Origin of the sequence: Microbacterium sp. No. 7, from assembly GCF_001314225.1 — a bacterium.
Lineage (GTDB): Bacteria > Actinomycetota > Actinomycetes > Actinomycetales > Microbacteriaceae > Microbacterium.
Window position 1 is genome coordinate 3,773,315 of the sequence record NZ_CP012697.1, and the last position, 19,546, is coordinate 3,792,860.

At 73.2% G+C, this 19,546-nt stretch carries 10 protein-coding genes; 4 read left to right on the forward strand and 6 right to left on the reverse strand.

Annotation, left to right across the window (positions count from 1 at the left end):
• Nucleotides 1-250: 250 nt before the first annotated feature.
• The 3 genes from AOA12_RS17545 to AOA12_RS17555 are packed head-to-tail and all read left to right on the forward strand — an operon-like array spanning nucleotide 251 to nucleotide 5,261.
• Nucleotides 251-3,031: an ABC transporter ATP-binding protein/permease gene (locus AOA12_RS17545; RefSeq protein ID WP_054685733.1), complete on the forward strand. Its 2,781-nt coding sequence runs from the start codon at nucleotides 251-253 to the stop codon at nucleotides 3,029-3,031.
• Entirely contained in the window at nucleotides 3,028-4,911 is a 1,884-nt protein-coding gene (locus tag AOA12_RS17550) for an ABC transporter ATP-binding protein (RefSeq protein WP_054685736.1), read from the forward strand. The genes AOA12_RS17545 and AOA12_RS17550 overlap by 4 nt, the downstream gene beginning before the upstream one ends.
• A 53-nt stretch (nucleotides 4,912-4,964) precedes the next feature.
• Nucleotides 4,965-5,261, forward strand: a complete 297-nt coding sequence (locus tag AOA12_RS17555) for an antibiotic biosynthesis monooxygenase family protein (protein ID WP_054685739.1) — start codon at nucleotides 4,965-4,967, stop codon at nucleotides 5,259-5,261.
• A gap of 141 nt (nucleotides 5,262-5,402) precedes the next feature.
• Here AOA12_RS17555 and AOA12_RS17560 read toward each other — a convergent pair whose 3' ends face one another.
• Nucleotides 5,403-5,744, reverse strand: a complete 342-nt coding sequence (locus AOA12_RS17560; protein WP_054685743.1) for a histone-like nucleoid-structuring protein Lsr2 — start codon at nucleotides 5,742-5,744, stop codon at nucleotides 5,403-5,405.
• A gap of 139 nt (nucleotides 5,745-5,883) precedes the next feature.
• Between AOA12_RS17560 and AOA12_RS17565 the strand changes: the two genes are divergently transcribed.
• Nucleotides 5,884-7,119 carry an IS256 family transposase gene (locus AOA12_RS17565; RefSeq protein WP_054678746.1) on the forward strand — a complete coding sequence of 412 codons (1,236 nt, stop codon included), beginning with the start codon at nucleotides 5,884-5,886 and terminating at the stop codon, nucleotides 7,117-7,119.
• A gap of 1,489 nt (nucleotides 7,120-8,608) precedes the next feature.
• On the opposite strand, the gene AOA12_RS17570 is transcribed toward AOA12_RS17565, so the two are convergent.
• The 5 genes from AOA12_RS17570 to AOA12_RS17590 form a co-directional block, all read right to left on the reverse strand.
• On the reverse strand, nucleotides 8,609-10,210 hold the full coding sequence (locus AOA12_RS17570; protein WP_054685746.1) for an HNH endonuclease signature motif containing protein: 1,602 nt from the start codon (nucleotides 10,208-10,210) through the stop codon (nucleotides 8,609-8,611).
• Nucleotides 10,211-10,393: 183 nt separating this feature from the next.
• Entirely contained in the window at nucleotides 10,394-12,877 is a 2,484-nt protein-coding gene (locus AOA12_RS17575) for a hypothetical protein (protein ID WP_054685748.1), read from the reverse strand.
• Between the two features lie 10 nt (nucleotides 12,878-12,887).
• Nucleotides 12,888-13,871, reverse strand: coding sequence for a glycosyltransferase family 2 protein (locus AOA12_RS17580; protein WP_054685751.1), 984 nt, complete (start codon nucleotides 13,869-13,871; stop codon nucleotides 12,888-12,890).
• 868 nt (nucleotides 13,872-14,739) lie between these two features.
• Nucleotides 14,740-18,645 (reverse strand): glycosyltransferase, encoded by a 3,906-nt coding sequence (locus tag AOA12_RS22745; protein ID WP_156366565.1) that lies wholly within the window; start codon nucleotides 18,643-18,645, stop codon nucleotides 14,740-14,742.
• 19 nt (nucleotides 18,646-18,664) lie between these two features.
• A complete protein-coding gene (locus AOA12_RS17590; protein ID WP_082406355.1) occupies nucleotides 18,665-19,456 on the reverse strand; it encodes a glycosyltransferase family 2 protein in 792 nt (263 codons plus the stop codon).
• Between the last annotated feature and the right edge of the window lie 90 nt (nucleotides 19,457-19,546).

Below are 19,546 nucleotides of genomic sequence, written 5' to 3' on the forward strand. Positions count from 1 at the left end.
GTTCACGATTCAGGAAGCTCGCCCCGAAACACCGGGCTCGGCCGGCCGGACCGCCCGTTCTTCCTGAATTGTGCACGCTTCCTGAATTGTGCACGCTTCCTGAATCGTGCACGGCCTGAATCGTGCACAGCGGTGCGCGCACCGCAGCACAGCACAGCACAGCACAGCACAGCACAGCACAGCACAGCACAGCACAGCACAGCACAGCAGGTCTAAACTAAGCCTCACCTAAGGTAGCCGAGGAGGCCCGATGGCTGGGCGTGGTTTTCAGGGTGCCGTCATGCGCGGCTTCGGTGCGCGCGATCACGAGGCCACCGTGGTCGGCACCGAGCTGCTGGCGCCGAAGTTCCTGCGCGTGCGCTTCACGAGCGCGACGCTGTTCGACGAGATCGAGGCGCCGCCGACCGCGTGGCTGCGGTTCTGGTTCCCCGACCCCGAGGGACGGAACGCCGAGCATCAGCGCGCGTACACGTTCAGCGAGGCCGATCCGCCGAACGGCCGGTTCGCGGTCGACTTCGTGCTGCACGAGCCCGCGGGGCCCGCGTCGGCGTGGGCCGTCGCCGCGCAGCCGGGCGCGACGGTCTCGGTCACGTCGCTCGGCTCGTCGCGCTTCGACCTCCCCGACGAGCTGCCCGCGGGCTACCTCGTGATCGGCGACTCGGCATCCATCCCCGCCATCAGCGGCATCCTGCGCACGGTCCCGGACGACGTGCCGATCGAGCTCTATCTCGAGCAGCACGACGACGCCGATCTGCTGATCCCCCTGCCGAGCCACCCGCGCGTGCGCACGCACTGGGTGCCGCGGCGCGGCGCCGGCTCGCTCGCGGCGGCGATCGAGGCCCGCGACTGGTCGAACTGGTACGCGTGGGTCGCGCCCGAGTCGGGGTCGCTCAAGGCGCTGCGCACGCGGCTGCGCGACGAGTTCGGCTTCCCCAAGTCGGAGACGCATCAGCAGGCCTACTGGTATCACGGCCGCGCGATGGGCAAGCTGCGCGCGCAGCAGACCGACGACACGCCCGCCGAGGCCGCCGGAACGGATGCCGCGATCGCCGGCGCGGATGCCGCCGTGGCGACGGTCGGAACGGATGCCACCGTCACGACTGCCGGGGCGGATACCACCGGGGCGGATGCCACCGTCACGACGACCGGGACCGCTGCCTCACCCGCGGCCGCCTCTCCCGCCTCTCCCCCGCCCGCCTCCTCCTCCGCCTCCGCCGCCCCCGCGGGCTGGCGCGCGCAGGCGGGCTCGCGGCTGCTGCGGCCGCTGCGGCCCGCGCTCATCGTGGGCGGCGTCGCGCAGGGGATCGTCACGCTCATCCAGCTCGCCCCGTTCTTCCTGCTCGTCGAGCTCGCCCGGCTGATGCTCGCGGGCGCCGAGACGTCGCGGCTGTGGACGGTGGGCCTGTGGGCCGTCGGCCTCATGGCGGCGGGCGCCCTGCTGTCGTCGCTGCTGCTGCTCTGGCTGCACGCCGTCGACGCGCGCTTCGAGCGCGACGTGCGCCGGCGGCTGCTCGGCAAGCTCGCGCGGCTCCCCCTCGGCTGGTTCGAGAACCGCACGTCGGGGCAGGTCAAGCAGCTCGTGCAGGACGACACCCTCTCGCTGCACTACCTCGTCACGCACGCGGTGCCCGACGCCGTCGCGGCGGTCGTCGCGCCCGCCGCCGTGCTCGTCTACCTTTTCGCCGTGGACTGGCGGCTCGCGCTGCTGCTGTTCCTGCCGATCCTCGTGTACGTGCTGACGATGTCGGTCATGGTCGTGCAGTCGGGCGCGAAGACGGCGCAGGCCCTGCGCTGGGCCGAGCGCATGAACAGCGAGGCGGGCGCCTACCTGGAGGGCCAGCCCGTCGTGCGCGTGTTCGGCGGCGCTGCGGCATCCTCGTTCCGGTCGCGGCTCGACGAGTACATCGCGTTCCTCTCCGACTGGCAGCGCCCGTTCTCGCGGCAGAAGTCGCTCCTGGACCTCGTGACGCGCCCCGCGACCTTCCTCGCCGTGATCGTCGTCTTCGGCGCGCTGTTCGTCACGACGGGCGGCATGGACCCCGTGGCGCTGCTGCCGTTCCTGCTGCTCGGCACCACGTTCGGCGCACGGCTGCTCGGCATCGGCTACGGCCTGTCGGGCCTGCGGGGCGGCCTGCTCGCGGCGCGGCGCGTGCAGATCGCGCTCGACGAGCCCGAGCTGGTCGCGCGCGACGCCGCGGGCGACGACGACGCCTCCGTGCCCGCCGGCCGGGTCGAGTTCGATCGCGTGGCCTTCTCCTACCGTCCGGGCACGCCCGTGCTGCAGGACATCACCCTCACGCTCGAGCCGGGGACCGTGACGGCGCTCGTCGGCCCGTCGGGCTCGGGCAAGTCGACGCTCGCCGCGCTGCTCGCCCGTTTCCACGACGTGGATGCCGGCGGCATCCGCATCGGCGGACGCGACGTGCGGGCGCTGCCCGGCGACGAGCTGTACACGCGCGTCGGCTTCGTCTTCCAGCAGACGCAGCTCGTGCACGGCACGGTGCGCGACAACATCGCCCTCGCCGTCCCCGACGCGACCGACGAGCAGGTGCAGCAGGCGGCGCGCGACGCGCAGCTGCACGAGCGCATCCTGCGCCTTCCGCGCGGCTACGACACCGTGCTCGGCCCCGACGCGGCGCTGTCGGGCGGCGAGCGGCAGCGGCTCACGATCGCCCGCGCGATCCTCGCCGACACGCCCGTGCTCGTGCTCGACGAGGCGACCGCGTTCGCCGACCCCGAGTCGGAGTACCTCGTGCAGCAGGCGCTGAGCCGGCTCACCCGGGGGCGCACGGTGCTCGTGATCGCGCACCGGCTGCGCACCGTGACGGGCGTCGACCGCATCGTCGTGCTGGAGCACGGCCGCATCGCCGAGACGGGCACCCACGACGAGCTGCTCGCCCGCGGCGGCCGCTACCGGCGGCTCTGGGATGCCGGAGGGCTGCCGGCGCCCGACCCCGCCGACGGCGAACCCGGCTCCGGCTCCGGCGGCGAGGATCCCGTCACGACCGTCGCCGGGGAGGCCGTCCGATGATCCGCACGCTGCTCTCGCTGCTGCCCGCCGACCGTCGCGGCCGCGTCGTGCTGCACACGGTGCTGGCGCTCGTCAGCGTCGTCGTCCGCGCCGCGTCGATCGTCGTACTCGTGCCCGTCATCACGGCGCTGTTCGGTCCCGTGCCCGCCGACGCGTGGCCGTGGGTCGGCGTGTTCGCGGCGCTCACGGCGGCCGGCTGGGCGCTCGACGGCGTCGCGTCGGCGATCGGGTTCGAGCTCGGCTTCGGCCTGCTCGACACGGGCCAGCACGCGGTCGCCGACCAGCTCACGCGGGTGCGCCTCACGTGGTTCGACGCCGACAACACGTCGAACGCGCGCCAGGCGATCGCCGCGACGGGACCCGAGCTCGTGGGGCTCGTGATCTATCTCGTCACGCCGCTCGTGAGCGCGGTGGCCCTGCCCGTCGCGATCGCGATCGCGCTGCTGCCGATCGCATGGCAGCTGGGCGTCGCCGCCCTGCTCGGCGTGCCGGTGCTGCTCGGGGCGTATGTGCTGGCGGGGCGCATCGGCCGGGCCGCGGACCGTGCGGCATCCGACGCGAACGCCGCGCTCACGGAGCGGATCGTCGAGTTCGCGCGCACGCAGCAGGCGCTGCGCGCGGCACGGCGCGTGGATCCCGAGCGCAGCCACGTGGGCGCGGCGCTCGCCCGCCAGCACGGCGCGATGATGCGCCTGCTGCTCATGCAGGTGCCGGGGCAGCTGGTGTTCAGCGTCGCGAGCCAGCTCGCGCTGCTGCTGCTCGCCGGCACGACGGTCGTGCTCGCCGCGGACGGCCAGGTGTCGGTGCCCGCGGCGATCGCGCTCATCGTCGTGATCGTGCGCTACCTCGAGCCGTTCACGACGCTCGCCGAGCTCAGCGGCGGCGTCGAGGCGTCGCTCGGCACGCTGCGCCGCATCCGGTCGGTGCTCGAGGCGCCGCGGACGCCCTCCGGCACGAGGGAGCTGGGCGGCTCGCGGACGGCGGATGCCGGGCCGGGGTCGACGGCGACGGCGACGGACGGGCGGGACGCGGGTGCCGTACCGGAATCGGCGGGCACCCGGGCGCCGGGCGCCGAACCGGGATCGGCCGGCCCGCGGGATGCGGCGCCGGGCGCGCCGGCCCGCATCGAGCTCCGGGACGTGACGTTCGGCTATGCGGCGGGCGAGACGCCCGTGCTCGATCGGCTCACGCTGACGCTGGAGCCGGGATCCACGACCGCGATCGTCGGCCCCTCGGGGTCGGGCAAGTCGACGGTGCTGGCCCTGCTCGCGGGCCTGCACGCGCCGACGTCGGGAACGATCCTGGTCGACGGGCAGGACGCCGCCGAGCTCACCGCCGACGCGCGCGCCGGGCTGGTGAGCGTCGTGTTCCAGCATCCGTATCTGTTCGACGGCACGATCCGCGAGAACATCGCGGTCGGCGACCCGTCGGCGGACGCCGAGACGCTCGAGGACGCCGCGCGGCTCGCGCGCGTGGATGCCGTGGCCGCGCGCCTGCCCGACGGGTTCGGGGCGCGCGTGGGCGAAGCGGGATCGTCGCTGTCGGGCGGCGAGCGTCAGCGCGTGTCGATCGCGCGGGCGCTGCTCAAGCCCGCGCCGCTGCTGCTCGTCGACGAGGCGACGAGCGCGCTCGACACCGAGAACGAGGTCGCCGTGGCATCCGCCCTCGCCGACGACCGCATCGCGCGCACCCGCGTGATCGTCGCGCACCGGCTCTCCAGCATCAGGGCCGCGGAGCGCGTCGTCTTCCTGGAGGACGGCCGCGTCGTCGAGGACGGCACGATCGACGAACTGCTGTCGGCCGGCGGCCGGTTCGCCGAGTTCTGGCGGCAGCAGGAAGCCGCGACGGGCTGGGGTCTCGGCGCCGCGGCGCGCGCCTGATGTCCGTGCGTCATCGCATTCCCGCACCACACCGCAAGACGAGGAGAGAGTCCATGTCCGTCGTGAAGATCAACGCCCTGTCGGTCCCCGAGGGGACGGGTCCCGAGCTGGAGGCACGCTTTGCCGCCCGCAAGCACTCCGTCGACGGGCAGCCCGGCTTTCAGGGCTTTCAGCTGCTGCGCCCGGTCGCCGGGGAGTCGCGCTATTTCGTCGTGACGACGTGGGACGCCGAGGAGTCGTTCCAGGCGTGGCGCGCGACGCGTGCCGGCGATGCGCACGGCGGACACGACCGTGCGCCCGTCGCGACGGGCGCGGAGCTGCTGGAGTTCGAGGTCGTCGACCTGGACTGAGCGAACAACGACGGCGCCGTGACCCGGTTGGTCCGGGTCGCGGCGCCGTCGTGCGCGCGAGGTCGACGCGCGAGGTCGGATGGGGGGATCAGCGGGCGGGGGAAGGGTGCGCGCGGGTCGGCGCAGGAGGAGTGTGCTCGGTCAGTGCGCGGCTTCGTAGGCCGCGATGACGTTCGCCGGGATGCGGCCCCGGCTGCTCACGGCGAAGCCGTTGTCGCTCGCCCACGCGCGAATCGCGGCGAGCTCCGACGACTTCGACGCGGTGCGGCGCGGACGCGCCACCTCGGTGCGCGCGGCGGTCACCGACCGGCCGGCGGCGACATAGGGCGCGAATGCGGCGCGCAGCTTCTCCGCGTTCGCGTCGGACAGGTCGATCTCATAGGTACGACCTTCGAGCGCAAATCGAATGGTGACGCCCTCACCGTTCTCCAGAACCGTGCCATCAAGATCGTCGACGAGCTGAATGATCTGCTTCTTAGCCATTGCGCCATTGTTACAGAGGTGACGTCCCTGGGAGTGGTGTAGTTCTCGGGCTCGAGTGTCACGTCGTGAACGTGGTGAGCCATCGTGCGATGGTCAGTGAGAACTGTCTAGGAAACTCACGGAAGGACACAAACGCACGATGGCTCTTGACCAGTCTGCCCTGCTCGAGCTGCTCGGGGAACTGAAACTCACCGATGTCACCGACCGGATCCGGGTCGCGACCGAGACGCTCTACCAGGAGCTGATCAACGCGGAAGCGACCGCGTTGATCGGTGCCGCCCCGTTCGAACGGTCGTCCACCCGGACGACACAGCGCAACGGCTCCCGACCGAGGACCCTGTCCACGACCGCCGGGGATCTGGAGCTGCGGATCCCGAAGCTGCGGCAGGGGACGTTCTTCCCGTCGCTGCTGGAGCGACGTCGCCGCGTCGATCAGGCACTGTTCGCGGTGGTGATGGAGGCCTACCTGCACGGCGTCTCCACGAGGAAGGTCGACGACCTGGTGAAGGCGCTCGGCGCCGACACCGGGATCTCGAAGTCCGAGGTGTCCAGGATCTGCGCCGACCTGGACGCCGAGGTCGCCGCGTTCCGCGACCGCGATCTTGCGACGATGGGCTACCCGTATGTGTTCCTCGACGCCACCTACTGCAAAGCACGAGTGAATCATCGGGTGGTGTCGCAGGCGATCGTCGTCGCCGTCGGCGTCGCCGCAGACGGACGCCGCGAAGTGCTCGGCTTCGACGTCGGCGACACCGAGAGTGAGCCGTTCTGGACCAGCTTCCTGCGCTCTCTGAAGGCCCGTGGGCTGGCCGGCACGCAACTGGTGATCTCCGACGCCCACACCGGGCTGAAGAAAGCGATCAGCACCGTTCTGCAGGGCGCCGCCTGGCAACGCTGCCGGGTGCACTTCATGCGCAACGTCCTCGCGGTGGTGCCCAAGGCCAGCGGCGAGATGGTCGCCTCGATCATCCGCACGATCTTCGCCCAACCCGACAAGGAGCATGTTCAGGCCCAGTTCGACGAAGTCGTCCGCATGCTCGACCGGTCGCACCCGAAGGTTGCCGAGATGCTCTCCGACGCACGAGACGACCTGCTCGCGTTCACTGGGTTCCCGCAGAAGCACTGGCGGCAGATCTGGTCCACGAACCCGCTGGAACGGGTGAACAAGGAGATCAAGCGTCGCACCGACGTGGTCGGGGTGTTCCCCAACCCCGCCGCGCTGCTGCGCCTGGCCGGCGCGGTCCTGGTCGAGCAGCACGACGAATGGGAAGCCGGCGACCGCCGCTACTTCTCCGAGCACTCCATGCGGCAACTCGACGCCATGAACACCGCCCACATCGAGGAGGTGGTCATCCCCGAAATCGCTGCGGCATAATCAAACCCAACTGACCGCACGGTGTCGAGAAACTCCACCACTCAGCGGGACGTCACCGTTACAGATCATTCGCGCTTTTCCCAACACTCCGCGCGATTTCCTCCGCGATATGTCGTCACGTGTATGAAACGGCTGAGGATAGACAGGCGCGAGGCATTCGGCCGGTCATATCGCGTGCGCAATCGGACTATGATGTTTCGACTATGCGGAGGATTCCGCGCATCGGTATCCGCGGGTGTCCGTGCCGGCGCGTATCCGTGCGGGGTCTCGATACGCGCCGGCTCCGCCGGCGCACTCGACCAGCGGGGACATGCGCGGCGCATGAGGACCGCACCCTGCGACGGTGATCGCCCTCGGGCCGGCCGGAACCCTGCTCGGCGGGCGAAGCGGGCGGGCTGTGTTCGGGATGCGGGAACCGTGCCCGAGCTGCGGGAACCGCGCCTGACGGGCTGAGCGGGCGGGACATGCGAAGGGGCGGGAATCGTGCCTGAACTGCGGGAACCGTGCCCGACGGGCGAAGCAGGCAGGACATGCGAGGGAACGGGAATCGTGCCTGAACTGCGGGAACCGTGCCCGACGGGCGAAGCAGGCAGGACATGCGAGGGAACGGGAATCGTGCCTGAACTGCGGGAACCGTGCCCGACGGGCGAAGCAGGCAGGACATGCGAGGGAACGGGAATCGTGCCTGAACTGCGGGAACCGTGCCCGACGGGCGAAGCAGGCAGGACATGCGAGGGAACGGGAATCGTGCCTGAACTGCGGGAACCGTGCCCGACGGGCGAAGCAGGCAGGACATGCGAGGGAACGGGAACCGTGCCTGAACCGCGGGAACCGCACTCGGCGGACGAAGCAGGCGGGATATGTTCGGGATGCGGGAGCCGTGCTCGACGGACTGAGCGGGCGGGACATGCGAAGGGGATCGTGCGCGGCCCGGCAATCGTGCGCGGTTCGGGGATCGTGCGCGGTTCGGGAAGCATGCGCGGCATAGGAACCACGTTCGGCCGCGGGAGTCGCACTCGTTCTGCGAGAACCACTCGTTCCGCGAGAACAACGCACGGTACAGAGGAACCAGGCCTCGGCTCGCCGAGAACCGTGTGCGACGTAGTGGGAGCGCACCGAGGGCATGCGCGTGCTGACGGCCGTGCTGACGACCGAAGGCGCAATCGCGCGCGGCGGATAGGGCTGCAGTCGGCGACGAGAACCGCAGATGGTCCGCAGGGAACCACCGTCCGCAACGGAGAATCGCGTGCGCGCGGGCACTGTTCCCGGGCCTCTCGTCATCGCCTCGGCGGATCGCCTTTCCGCCCGGGGAAGAGGGGTATCCTTCCGCTCACGTGACGCTCTTCTCCGTGCGGGGGCGCCCTCACATACCCGCTGAGTGCCTTATCCATCTCTTCGGTGCGAGGGTGTGCTGCTCTTCGGCGCGAAGGCGGGATGGCGGGAAGACGAGGAAGCCGCGCGCATCGGAGCTTTGCGGGATGACCAGCGGTCAGAACGGCGGGGCGTCGCCGACGTCGTCGCACGAGAGGGCAACGGGCGGCGGTGACGGCGCCCCGGCGGGTGTGAAGCGGACGGTCGCGGGCGGTCTGTCGCGGTGCGTGCGTCCGGTCGGGCCGGTCCATTCGAGCACGCCGCCGGGACGCTGCCGCACCCGCCAGGCCGTTCTGTGCTTCGCGACGTGGTGACGCCGGCAGAGGTGGGCGAGATTGTCGGCCGTGGTCTCTCCGCCGTGAGCGGCGTCGCGGGTGTGGTCGATGTCGCTGCGGACCGCGGAGCGCGTGCATCCAGGTGTCCGGCAGCGTTCGTCCCGGGCGCGGAGGAACCGCCTCAACTCCGCAGAGGGGCGGTACCTGTCGACGGCGAGCGGGAGGCCCGTAGCGGGATCCGTGAACACGCGCGTCCATGCCGGAGCGAGATCGGCGAGATGCCGGGCAGTGTCGGTGTCGATGGGCCCGTGCCCCGCCAGCAGGGCGGGCCCGGTCGCCACGTCCCCCGTCGCGAGGGTACGGGCGGGAACCGTGATGTGCACGTGGCCGGTGATCGCCGCCGCAGCGTCGCCGAGCACGGCGGGCGTGCCGGCCAGGAGCAGGTCGGCCAGCACGTCGGCGCGCGCCTGGTCAAGGGTGCGGGTGTCGACGGACGGATCCCCGGTCGCGCGATGCGGACTCGGCCCGGTGGTCACGGTGGTGACGGTGCCGGACAGCCTGTTCGCACCGGGAGCACCGGGAGCACCAGCGCCATCAGCACCACCCGCCCCACCGAGTGGACCTGCCTCAGCGGGCGTACCGGCCTCATCAAGCGCATGGGGTTCGCCGGGAGCATCGAGCCCGCCGGTGGCGTCGAACTCACCGGTGGCGCCGAGGCCGCCGAGCCCGCCGGGTTCAGCGGACACGTCGGGCTCGTCGGGCTCGTCGTCTTCAGAGGTCGCCGCCAGCGCGACCGTGGCGAGCTGGGTGAGGCGATCGCGGATGCCGTAGGCGAGCGCAGCGGGAAGGTCGGCGATCAGACGCGCCAGGCCGTCGTCGAGGTCGTAGACGCGCACCTGCCGGTCCTCGACCGCGGAACGGGTGCGATCAGCGAAGTCATCCGGCGCGACGGTCGCCGCGATCGCCCGCGCCGCCGTGGTCATCCGGGACGGGGACTCCGTGAGCGCGACCTCCAGGGCGCGCGCCTCGTACGTGGCGCGCAGGGTGTCGTCGCCGATCGAGACGCCCACGCGCGCGATCGACCAGGCGTGGCCGGCGTCGATCCTCCCCTCGGCCCACGCCGTGTGGGTCGCGGAGAAACGGGTCACCAGGGAGTGCGCGTCGCCGAGACGCGCCTGCACCGTGCGATCGGAGACGCGCAGCGCCATCCCGAGCTCGAGGGACACCTCGCGCAGGGGAAGATCGGCGTCCGAGGCGCGCTCGCCCTGCAGACGTCGCTGCTCCATCCGGTCGAGGACGAGGTCGATCGCCTCGGCGAACAGGCCGGCCTCCGCCGCCTGCAGGGCCGCGATGTCGCGCCGCGTGCCCTGGAGGCGCGTGAGGAGGTCGTCGAGCGCCGACCAGCCGGTGTCGTGCCCGGCATCCCGAGTTTCTTTGTTCCCCATACATCCCCCCAGATGCGTGCTAGTCTAGCACATATGTTCGATGAAGTGGAACCGAAGGCGCCGTGGTGCGTCGAACGTGAGGGCTCGAGGCGCCACGGGCGTCGCCACCGACGCTCGACCGGCGAGACGACGTCCCGGAGGCGCCGGCGAGCACTCGACGGGCGGAGAGGGCGCGGACGTCCCCTACCCGGCCTGCTCGGCCGGCCAGGTCCAGGCCGCCCCGGGGTGGCGGGTCATGGTGCCCGGCGCGTAGCGGAAGACCTTCACGTCCCCCTCGGTGACGACGTGGTCCCAGCCCTCCCGGTCGGTGAGGGCCGCGGCGAGGTTGTCCATCGCCCCGGGCAGGTACAGGCCGCGCAGCTGCGCGTAGGGCTCCATCGATCCCGTGATGATGACGTAGGCGGGCACCCACGTCACATCGTCCAGGCGCTGCTCGATCTGCGCGATCTGCTCCTCCTGCGACAGGTCGGTGCCCGCCAGCTCGTCCATGTACATCGAGCGGTCGAAGGCCCACCACCACTGCAGGCGGTCGATGTACGCCCCCGTCGAGCGCTCGGGCCAGTTGCCGATCGCCGGCATGAACATGACCTCTTCGGGCGCCTGGTCGAACAGCACCTCCGACACGTGCACCTGCGCCGCCGTCATCCGGTAGACGAACCAGCTCGCGAAGTAGCTGTGCGCCGCGAGCGCGACCGCGAGCGCGAGCGCCGCGGTCGCCGCCGTCGCGACGTACCAGCGGGCGCGCAGTGCACGGGTGAGCCACGGCGCGATGATCGCCGCGCAGCCCGCCATCGAGTACAGGTACACGCGGATGATCGCCTCGCCGCCGTAGTCCTGCATGCCGAGCAGGGCGACGGGCGAGAACGCGACGATCGAGACGGCGAGCCAGGGCCTGCGGCGCACCATCATGACGACGACCAGGATCGCGGCGGTCGCCCAGAGCACGACGGCCGAGCCGCGGCTCGCCGCCGACAGCAGCTCCTGCGCGGGCGACACCGTCGGCTCGATGTTCGTCGCCGCGTTCGCGAGCAGACCGCCGTCGGAGATGACGCCGTACCGCTCCACGACCTCGATGCGCAGGGCCAGGAACGCCCCGAACAGCACCGTGGCGAGCGGCGCGATCCAGAACGGCGCGCGGCGCACGACGACGAGGGCCCACAGCGCGATGAGCACCCACACGGGCGTGAGCTGGTGCGCGCACACGAGGGCGGCGAACAGCGCGAGCGCCGCCGCCCCGGCCGACGGGCGACGACGCGCCACGAGCGCGAGGGCGAGCACGGCGACGGCGAGCGGCGTCGCGATCGACTGCGGCGCGAAGTAGTCCTGCCCGACCCAGGTCAGCACCGTGGCGAGGAACGCCGCGACGACGCGCGCGAGCGGGCCGGCACCGACGACCGCCGCCAGATAGGCGACGACGAGCGCCATCACGACCGTGATGACGGGGGTGATCCACGTCGCGAGCGTGATCGGCGCGACGCCCGTCGCCTCGCTGATCCACGCGGATGCCGAGAAGAACGCGGGCCACTGCTGATAGATGTCGAGGCCCGGGAACAGCGTGCCGGTGTCCATGATCGCGTCGGTCGCGCCGATGTGCTTGTAGGTCCACGCGTAGCGCGGCACCTCGTCGGTGAGCGCGCCCGTCGTGCGGAACGCGAGCACGGCGAGCGCCGTGGCGGCGACCGTCGTGCCGACCGATCCCGCGCGCACCCCCCAGACGAGCAGCACGACGGGCACGGCGAGCGCGAGCAGCAGCAGCGGCTGGCCCGCGGTGAGCAGACCCCACGGCGAGGTCTCGGCGGAGCGCACGGCGGGCAGCGCGAGCAGCCACGCCAGCAGTCCCGCACCGCCCAGAAGGACGCGACCGACGACGGATGCCGAGGGCGTGCGCTGCGCTCCCCTCCGCGCCGTTCGTCGTCTGCGCGCGACGAGCAGCCGCCGATCGACGACGACGCGCACCGAGGCGAGCACGCCGGCAGCGGCGGCCAGCAGGATCGTGCCGACCGCCGGATTCCACACCCCCAGCCACAGGCTCACCGACGAGGCCACCATGAGCGCCGCCGCGCTCGCAGGCAGCACGAGCGCGGCCGCGGCGATGCCCGAGGTGCGCACCCACGAGGCGACGACGAGTCCCGGAGCGATCAGCAGCAGCGGCAGCACGGCGGGGCCCGCCGTGCCGAGGAACGCCGCGGCGAGGGCGGCGAGCGCGCACGCGAGCGCCGCGACCGCGAGCCACGCACGCCACGCGCCGGGCTCCGCGGGTTCGTCGTGCTCGGTGTTCTCGGTGCGTTCATGAGGCTCGTCCCGTGCCTCGGAGCCGTCGCGCACGGCAGGGCCATCCGGCGCCCCCGGCTCGCCCGACGCCTTGGGCTCATCCGACGTCCCAGGCTCCGCGGGCACCGCGGGCTCGTCCGGCGTTCCGGGCTCCGCGGGCACCGCGGGCTCGTCCGGCGTTCCGGGCTCGTCCGGGGCCGCAGACGCGGCATCCGCGTCGGGCGCACCGGCATCCGGGAGCGGGCCGGTCCCGCCCCTCACCTCGGTCTCGCGGCGCGCATCGCGACGGGCACGGCGCGTCGGCGCCGGCTCGCCCGTCTGCGGCAGGGCGAGCGTGGGAGCGCTCCCGTCGGGGTCGGACACGGCGTCCGGCAGAACGTCCGGCATCATGCTCATCGTGACGTGCTCATCGTGATCTGAGGATACGCGAGTAGAGGCGGGGCGACGCGGCGAGGACGGCGAGGGTCGCCGCCAGGCGCGCGTGGCCGCCGCCCGCCAGCCGGGCCAGATCGCCCGACCGCACGAGCGCGCGCGCGTCGTGCAGCATCCGCTCGGCGCGCACATCGGAGCCGTCGGCCACGTGCTGGGCACGCAACGACATGTTGGCGACGGGCTGCACGACGTTCGCGGCGCGATACACGCGCAGCGGATACCGCAGCGTGTCGAGGTCCGCGGCGTCGACGATCCGCTCCACCTCGGCCAGCTGGGTCAGCAGGTCGCCGAGGTGCGGGCCGAACCGGTTCGAGATCGATCCCTCCGTGTCGGTGTACAGATACAGCGGCCGGTCCACTGTCACGATGCGCCGCGAGCGCAGCACGGCGCGCAGGGTCGGCGCGAAATCCTCGTACACGCGGCCCTCGGGGTAGGGATCGGCGCCGAGCACGTCGCGGCGGTAGACCTTGTTCCAGGCGTACCCCTTCTCCTCGTCGCGCAGCAGGTTCTCGGCGAACTCGGCGCCCGTGCGCACGGGCACGGGCTCGCCGCTCTCGGTGAGCCCCAGCTCCTCGCCCGCGGGAGTCGTGCGCATCGTGCGCCCCACGGCGATGTCGGCGTCGGCGGCGCGCAGCGCGTCGACGAGCGCCCGGATGCCGTCGGGTGCGAGCGCGTCGTCACCGTCGACGAACGCGATGAGATCGCCGCGGGCGACGCGCAGTCCCGAGTTGCGGGCGGCCGAGAGGCCCCGGTTGCGCTCGTGCCGCACGACCGTCGTCGCGATCCCCGCGACGTGCGCCGTCTCGCACGCGACGTCGAACGCCCCGTCGCCACCGCGGTCGTCGACGAGCACGAGCTCGTCGGGCCGGCGGCTCTGCGCCGCGACGGATGCCACGCACCGCCCCACCGCCGCCGGATCCCGGTAGACGGGAAGCACGAGGCTCAGCGTCCCGGTCATGACGCCGCACCGCCCAACGCCCCGCGGCCGGCCCCCTGCGCGACGCGCACGCCCCGCCCCCACACCGCCGACCGCACCCCCGCCGACCGCATCCCCGCTGGTTGAGTAGCGCGCGCAGCGCGCGTATCGAAACCCGTGTAACGGACCGTGGCAAGGGTCTCGATACACCCGCGGCTCCGCCGCGGGCACTCGACCAGCGGGGTCAGAACGGCAGACGGGCGATAGGGCTGGACCAGTGGGGAGAGAGCATGACCCGAAGGCACACCCACGCCCCGCCCCCACACCGCTGGTTGAGTAGCGCGCGCAGCGCGCGTATCGAAACCCGTGTAACGGACCGTGGCAAGGGTCTCGATACACCCGCGGCTCCGCCGCGGGCACTCGACCAGCGGGGTCAGAACGGCAAACGGGCGGCAGAGCTCGACCAGCGGGGTCAGAACACGACCCGAACGCACACCCCCGCGGCATCCCCACCCCGCCAGCCGTCTACCCGCTGGCCGCACCCCCGCTGGTTGAGTAGCGCGCGCAGCGCGCGTATCGAAACCCATGTAACGCGCCGTGGCAAGGGTCTCGATACACCCGCGGCTCCGCCGCGGGCACTCGACCAGCGGGGTCAGAACGGCAAACGGGCGGCAGAGCTCGACCAGCGGGGTCAGAACACGACCCGAACGCACACCCCCGCGGCATCCCCACCCCGCCAGCCGTCTACCCGCTGGCCGCACCCCCGCTGGTTGAGTAGCGCGCGCAGCGCGCGTATCGAAACCCATGTAACGCGCCGTGGGAAGGGTCTCGATACACCCGCGGCTCCGCCGCGGGCACTCGACCAGCGGGAGGAGAACGGCCAGCGGGGGGAGGACGGCGGGGCGGGGGCTCATGGGCGGGGGCTCCGGTGCGGACGGGTGCGCAGCGCCGGCCAGACACGGGTGCGCAGTGCCGACCAGGCGTAGAGGAACGGGCCCGCGGCGTAGCCGCGCAGCTCGGCGCGCGCGAGGTCGCGCGGCAGCGGTCCCTGGCCCGAGCGGTCGCCGTGCGCGCGCTCGTGCGCGTGCTTCGCGGAGTCGGCGCGCAGCAGCAGGCGCAGCGCGGCGGGCACGCGGGCGAGCAGACCGCCGAGCAGCAGCGGGCGGGTGACCGCGAGCCGCGTGAGCGACGCGGTCATGCCCGCGCCGTAGCCGAACAGCTGATGCCGCAGCGCGTCGCGGTCGGGCCGGTGGTCGTGCCAGACGAGCGCGTCGGGCCGGTACGCGATCGCGCCGCCCGCGAGATACGCCGCCCGCACGAGATCGAGGTCCTCGCCGCCGCGCGCGGGCATGCCGGCGCCGAGCTCGGGAGCGAACCCGCCGAGCCGTCGCAGCGCGTCGGCGCGCACCGCCAGGTTGTTGCTCGCGCCGAACTCGGCGCCCGTGAACGGAAAGGCGAGGCCGCGCGCGCCCGGCTCGCCGAGCGCGGCCCGCGGCGGCCCGCCCGCACGCCACCACTGCGGGCGGAACCCGCGCGCGAAGCCGCCGTAGGTCTCGAACAGCACCTGCTCGGGGGTGTCCAGCCGCGCGGGCAGCACGAGCCCCGTGACGCACGACACCTCGCGCGCGGCGTCGGCGGCGAACGCGCGCAGCAGCGCGGCGATCCAGGCCGGATCGGCGAGCGTGTCGTCGTCGGTGAACGCGACGACCTCGCCGCGAGCGACGCGCGCGCCGGCGTTGCGCGCCGACGACGCGCCGCGACGGGGCTCGCCGACGAGGCGCAGCCGCTCGTCGTCGATCGTCCGCAGCACGTGCGCCGCACGCCCGCGCTGGGCGGGATCGTTGTCGACGACGATGACGTCGAGGCTCTCGTGCGTCTGCGCGAGCACGGCGCGCACGGCATCGGGAAGACCCGGGTGCCGGCCGAGCGTCGGGATCACCACCGACACCAGCGTCGGCGGGCCGGACGCGACGCCGGGCTCCCCGTCGTGGACCGCATCGGATGCCGAGACCGCATCGAACGCCGAGACCGCCTCGACTGCCGAGACCGCATCGGATGCCGCGGCCGCCTCGTGCGACGCACCGTCACCGGCATCCCCCGCGTCCCGCGGCGTGCGCGGATACCGCTCGCGCAGGCGCGGCAGCACGCCGCCGTCGGCCGGCTCGAGGTCGAAGCCCACGGGCGCGCCCGCGCGGCGCGAGAGCACCGCGACACGACCCTGCGACGGCATCCGCGCGACGCCGCCGTCGTCCAGATCTCCGTCGAGGTCGACGTCGAGCACGGGGATCGGCGTGAAGCCCTGTCCCGCCGAGACGACCGTCGATGCCGGAGCGGCGCCCGCACGCCGCCGCACGCGGGCACGACGCCGGGAGCGCAGGTAGAGCACGGGACCGGCGAGGCATCCGCGCAGCTCCGCCCGGTCGAGCGCGCGGGGGTAGCCGGGCCCCTTGCCCCCGTTCTTCTCGGAGCCCGGGGCGAGCAGGCCGCGCGCCGAGCCCGGCAGCCGCCGCACCATGCCGGCCAGCGCCGTCGGCCGCGTGAGCACGAGCTTCGTGAGCACCGCCGTCATGCCGACGCCGTAGCCGTACAGCTGCTCGCGCAGGCCCGCGAGGTCCTCGCGATGGTCGTGCCGCACGATCGCGCGGGGCTGGTACAGGATGCCGCCGCCGGCGAGGTAGACGGCGCGGAAGGCATCGAGGTCCTCGCCGCCGCGCGCGAGCGTGCCCGCGCCCAGCGCCTCGTCGAAGCCGCCGATGCGATGCAGCGCCTGGCGGCGGAACGCCATGTTGTTGCCCGAGCCGAAGTCGGAGCCGAGGTACGGGAAGGTCGGGCCCTGCGCGCCCTCGGGGCCGAGCGCGACGAGGCGCGGCGTCGGCGTGCGCCGCCACCACGCGAGCGCGAAGCCCTTGCCGAAGCCGCCCGCCCGCTCGAACAGCAGCTGCGCAGACGTGCGGTAGCCGGCCGGCAGCACCAGGCCCGTGACGCACCAGACGTCGTCGTCGGGGTCGGCGGCGAACGCCCCCGCGATCGTCTCGACCCAGTCGGCGTCGGGGAGGGCGTCGTCGTCGGTGAACGCGACGATCCCGCCGCGCGCCGCGGCGACGCCGGCGTTGCGCGCGGACGACAGCCCGCGGCACGGCTCGTCGACGACGCGCAGCCGCGCATCGCGGATGCCGTCGACGAGGGCGCGCGCGGCACCCGTGGCCGGGTCGTTGTCGACGACGACGACCTCGAGGTCGCGGTGGGTCTGGGCGAGCAGGCGATCGACCGTCTCGCGCAGCCGCGGGTCGCGCCCGAGCGTGCACAGCACGACCGACACGAGACCGTCGCCCGCCGACGACGGGGAAGACGCCGACGAGGAGGACGAGGAGGCGGCCGCCTCCGGCACGAATGCCGACGATGCGGATGCCGACGATGCAGACGGCGAAGACACGAATGCCGAAGACACGGACGCCTCCGACAAGGGCGCCGAAGTCGCGGATCCCGCCGACGGGGATGCCGTCATCAAGGGCGCCCGCAGCACCGGCGCCGGCCCGGGCAGTCCCGCGGCCCAGCGCTCCACCGCCGCAACGACACCGGCGTCCGCACCCCCCGCACCCGCAACGACACCCGCATCCGCAACACCAACACCCGCGACACCCGTATCCGCAACGCCCGCGCCCGCGCCCGCGAACACCGCGTGTCCCACGGGCGCGCCCGCGCGCCGCGCCACGACGCCCACCGGGCCGGCGGGCAGCTGCGGGGCGATCGGGGCGTCGAGGTCGACGTCGACGACCGGAACGGGCCGGAACGGCCGCTCCCCCGCCGGCTCCCCGGCGCGATCGGCCGAACGCGCGGCACGGCGCTGCGCGACGCGGCCGGTCAGGTAGCCGGCGCCCGTCGCGAAGAGCCCCGCGACGATCGCGCCCGCGCGCAGCGGACCGGTCGCGTCGCCGCGCAGGGGCGCCGCCAGCTCGCGCAGCACGCCGGCGGGCAGCACGCGCGCCGCGTAGCCGCGCTCGGACGAGAGGCCGTCGCCGGTGCCCGCGATCGTCGCGACCGCGGCCTTCGAGCGCCCCTCGTGCCAGCAGCGGCGCACGAAGTAGCCCACGGTGCCGCGCGCGGGCGGCACCTCGTGGTGCACGATCGCGGTCGCGTCGCGCACGATGACGCCGCCAGGCACGGCTCGCGCGAGCCGGATGCCCAGCTCGGTCTCCTCGCAGCCGGCGGGCAGCGTGCCGACGCGGCCGAGGCCCTCGGCGAAGTCGCCCGCGCGCTCGAGCGCGCTGCGCCGCAGCGCCATGTTCGCGCCGATCGGGTTGCGGATGCGGTCGCCGCCGGAGGGCAGGCCCCGGTAGTCGCAGCCGACGACCCAGCCGAACTCGTCCGGGAACCACGCGGGGCGCGCGGCGAGCCAGTCGGCCCGCACGGCGCCGCCGACGCCGACCACCTCGTGCGCCTCGAAGCGCCGGCGCAGCGCGTCGAGCCATCCGTCCTCGGGGACCGCGTCGTCGTCGAGGAAGACGAGGATGCCGCCGTGGCTGCGCCGGATGCCCGTGTTGCGCGCGCCCGAGAGCCCGCCGGCCGCCTCGCTCTCGACGACCCGCACGCCGGGCAGCGCCGTGCGCGCCCACGCGGCGAGCGCGGCGTTGTTGTCGACGACCACGACGACCTCGTCGCCGGGGCGGAGCTGGGCGACGGCGGCCGCGGCCGCGCGCGCCAGCACGTCCTTGCGTCGCTCGGTGTAGGCGGCGACGACGACCGAGACGGTCAGGTCGGGTCGCACGCGCTCTTCCCGCGGCACGCTCTCCTGCCGCAGCAGGCTCCCTTCTCGCACCACTAGGCTTCCCGCACCACTATGCGGCGCGGCGGGCCTCGAGGTCGGAGCCGTACCAGGCACCGATCTCGAGGCGCGACGCCGGCTCGGCGCCCGACGGGCCGAAGCGCTCGGCGAAGATCGTGCGCAGCACACGCAGGCCGTCGCGCACGGCGTGCAGGTTGCTCGCTCCGTGCGCGCGCGAGTGCTCGTAGCTCGGCACCTCGGCGACGCGCAGCTTGGCGACGCGGCAGTTGAGCAGCGTCTCGATCTCGAAGCCGTCGCCCCAGCGGGCCTCGTCGCCGTGCACGTCGGGCAGGCCGAGGGAGGGTAGGATGTCGCGCCAGAACGCGTTGTACCCGTAGCAGAGGTCGCTGTAGCGCGTGCCGAACAGCGCGTTGACGGCGAGCGTGAGCCCGCGGTTGCCGAGCGAGCGGACGCGAGTCAGGTCGGCCGAGCCGCCGCCGACGAGCACGCGGCTGCCCTTGACGAAGTCGGCGCCCGCGGTGAGCGCGCCGACGAGCACGGCGATCTCGGCGGGGTCGGCCGAGCCGTCGGCGTCGAAGGCGACGATCACGTCGCACCGCGCGGCGGCGAAGCCGCACGCCAGCGCGTTGCCCTTGCCCGCGCGCGTCTGCTGGATGAGGCGGGCGTGCGGGGCGACGCGCTGCACGGTCTGCACCGTGTCGTCGGTCGAGTGACCGTCGACGACGATGATCTCGTCGGCGAGGTCGAGGGCGGGGAGCACGAGCTCCAGGTTGCGCGCCTCGTTGAAGGCGGGGACGACGACGGTGACCGTCGGCGTCAGGGGGCGTAGGGGCACGGTCGACACGCGATCTCCTGCAGTTCGGGCTTCACGCAATTCGCAGATCAAACTAAGGTCAGGCTCACCTTATCATCATCACACGTCATCGTCACGCCG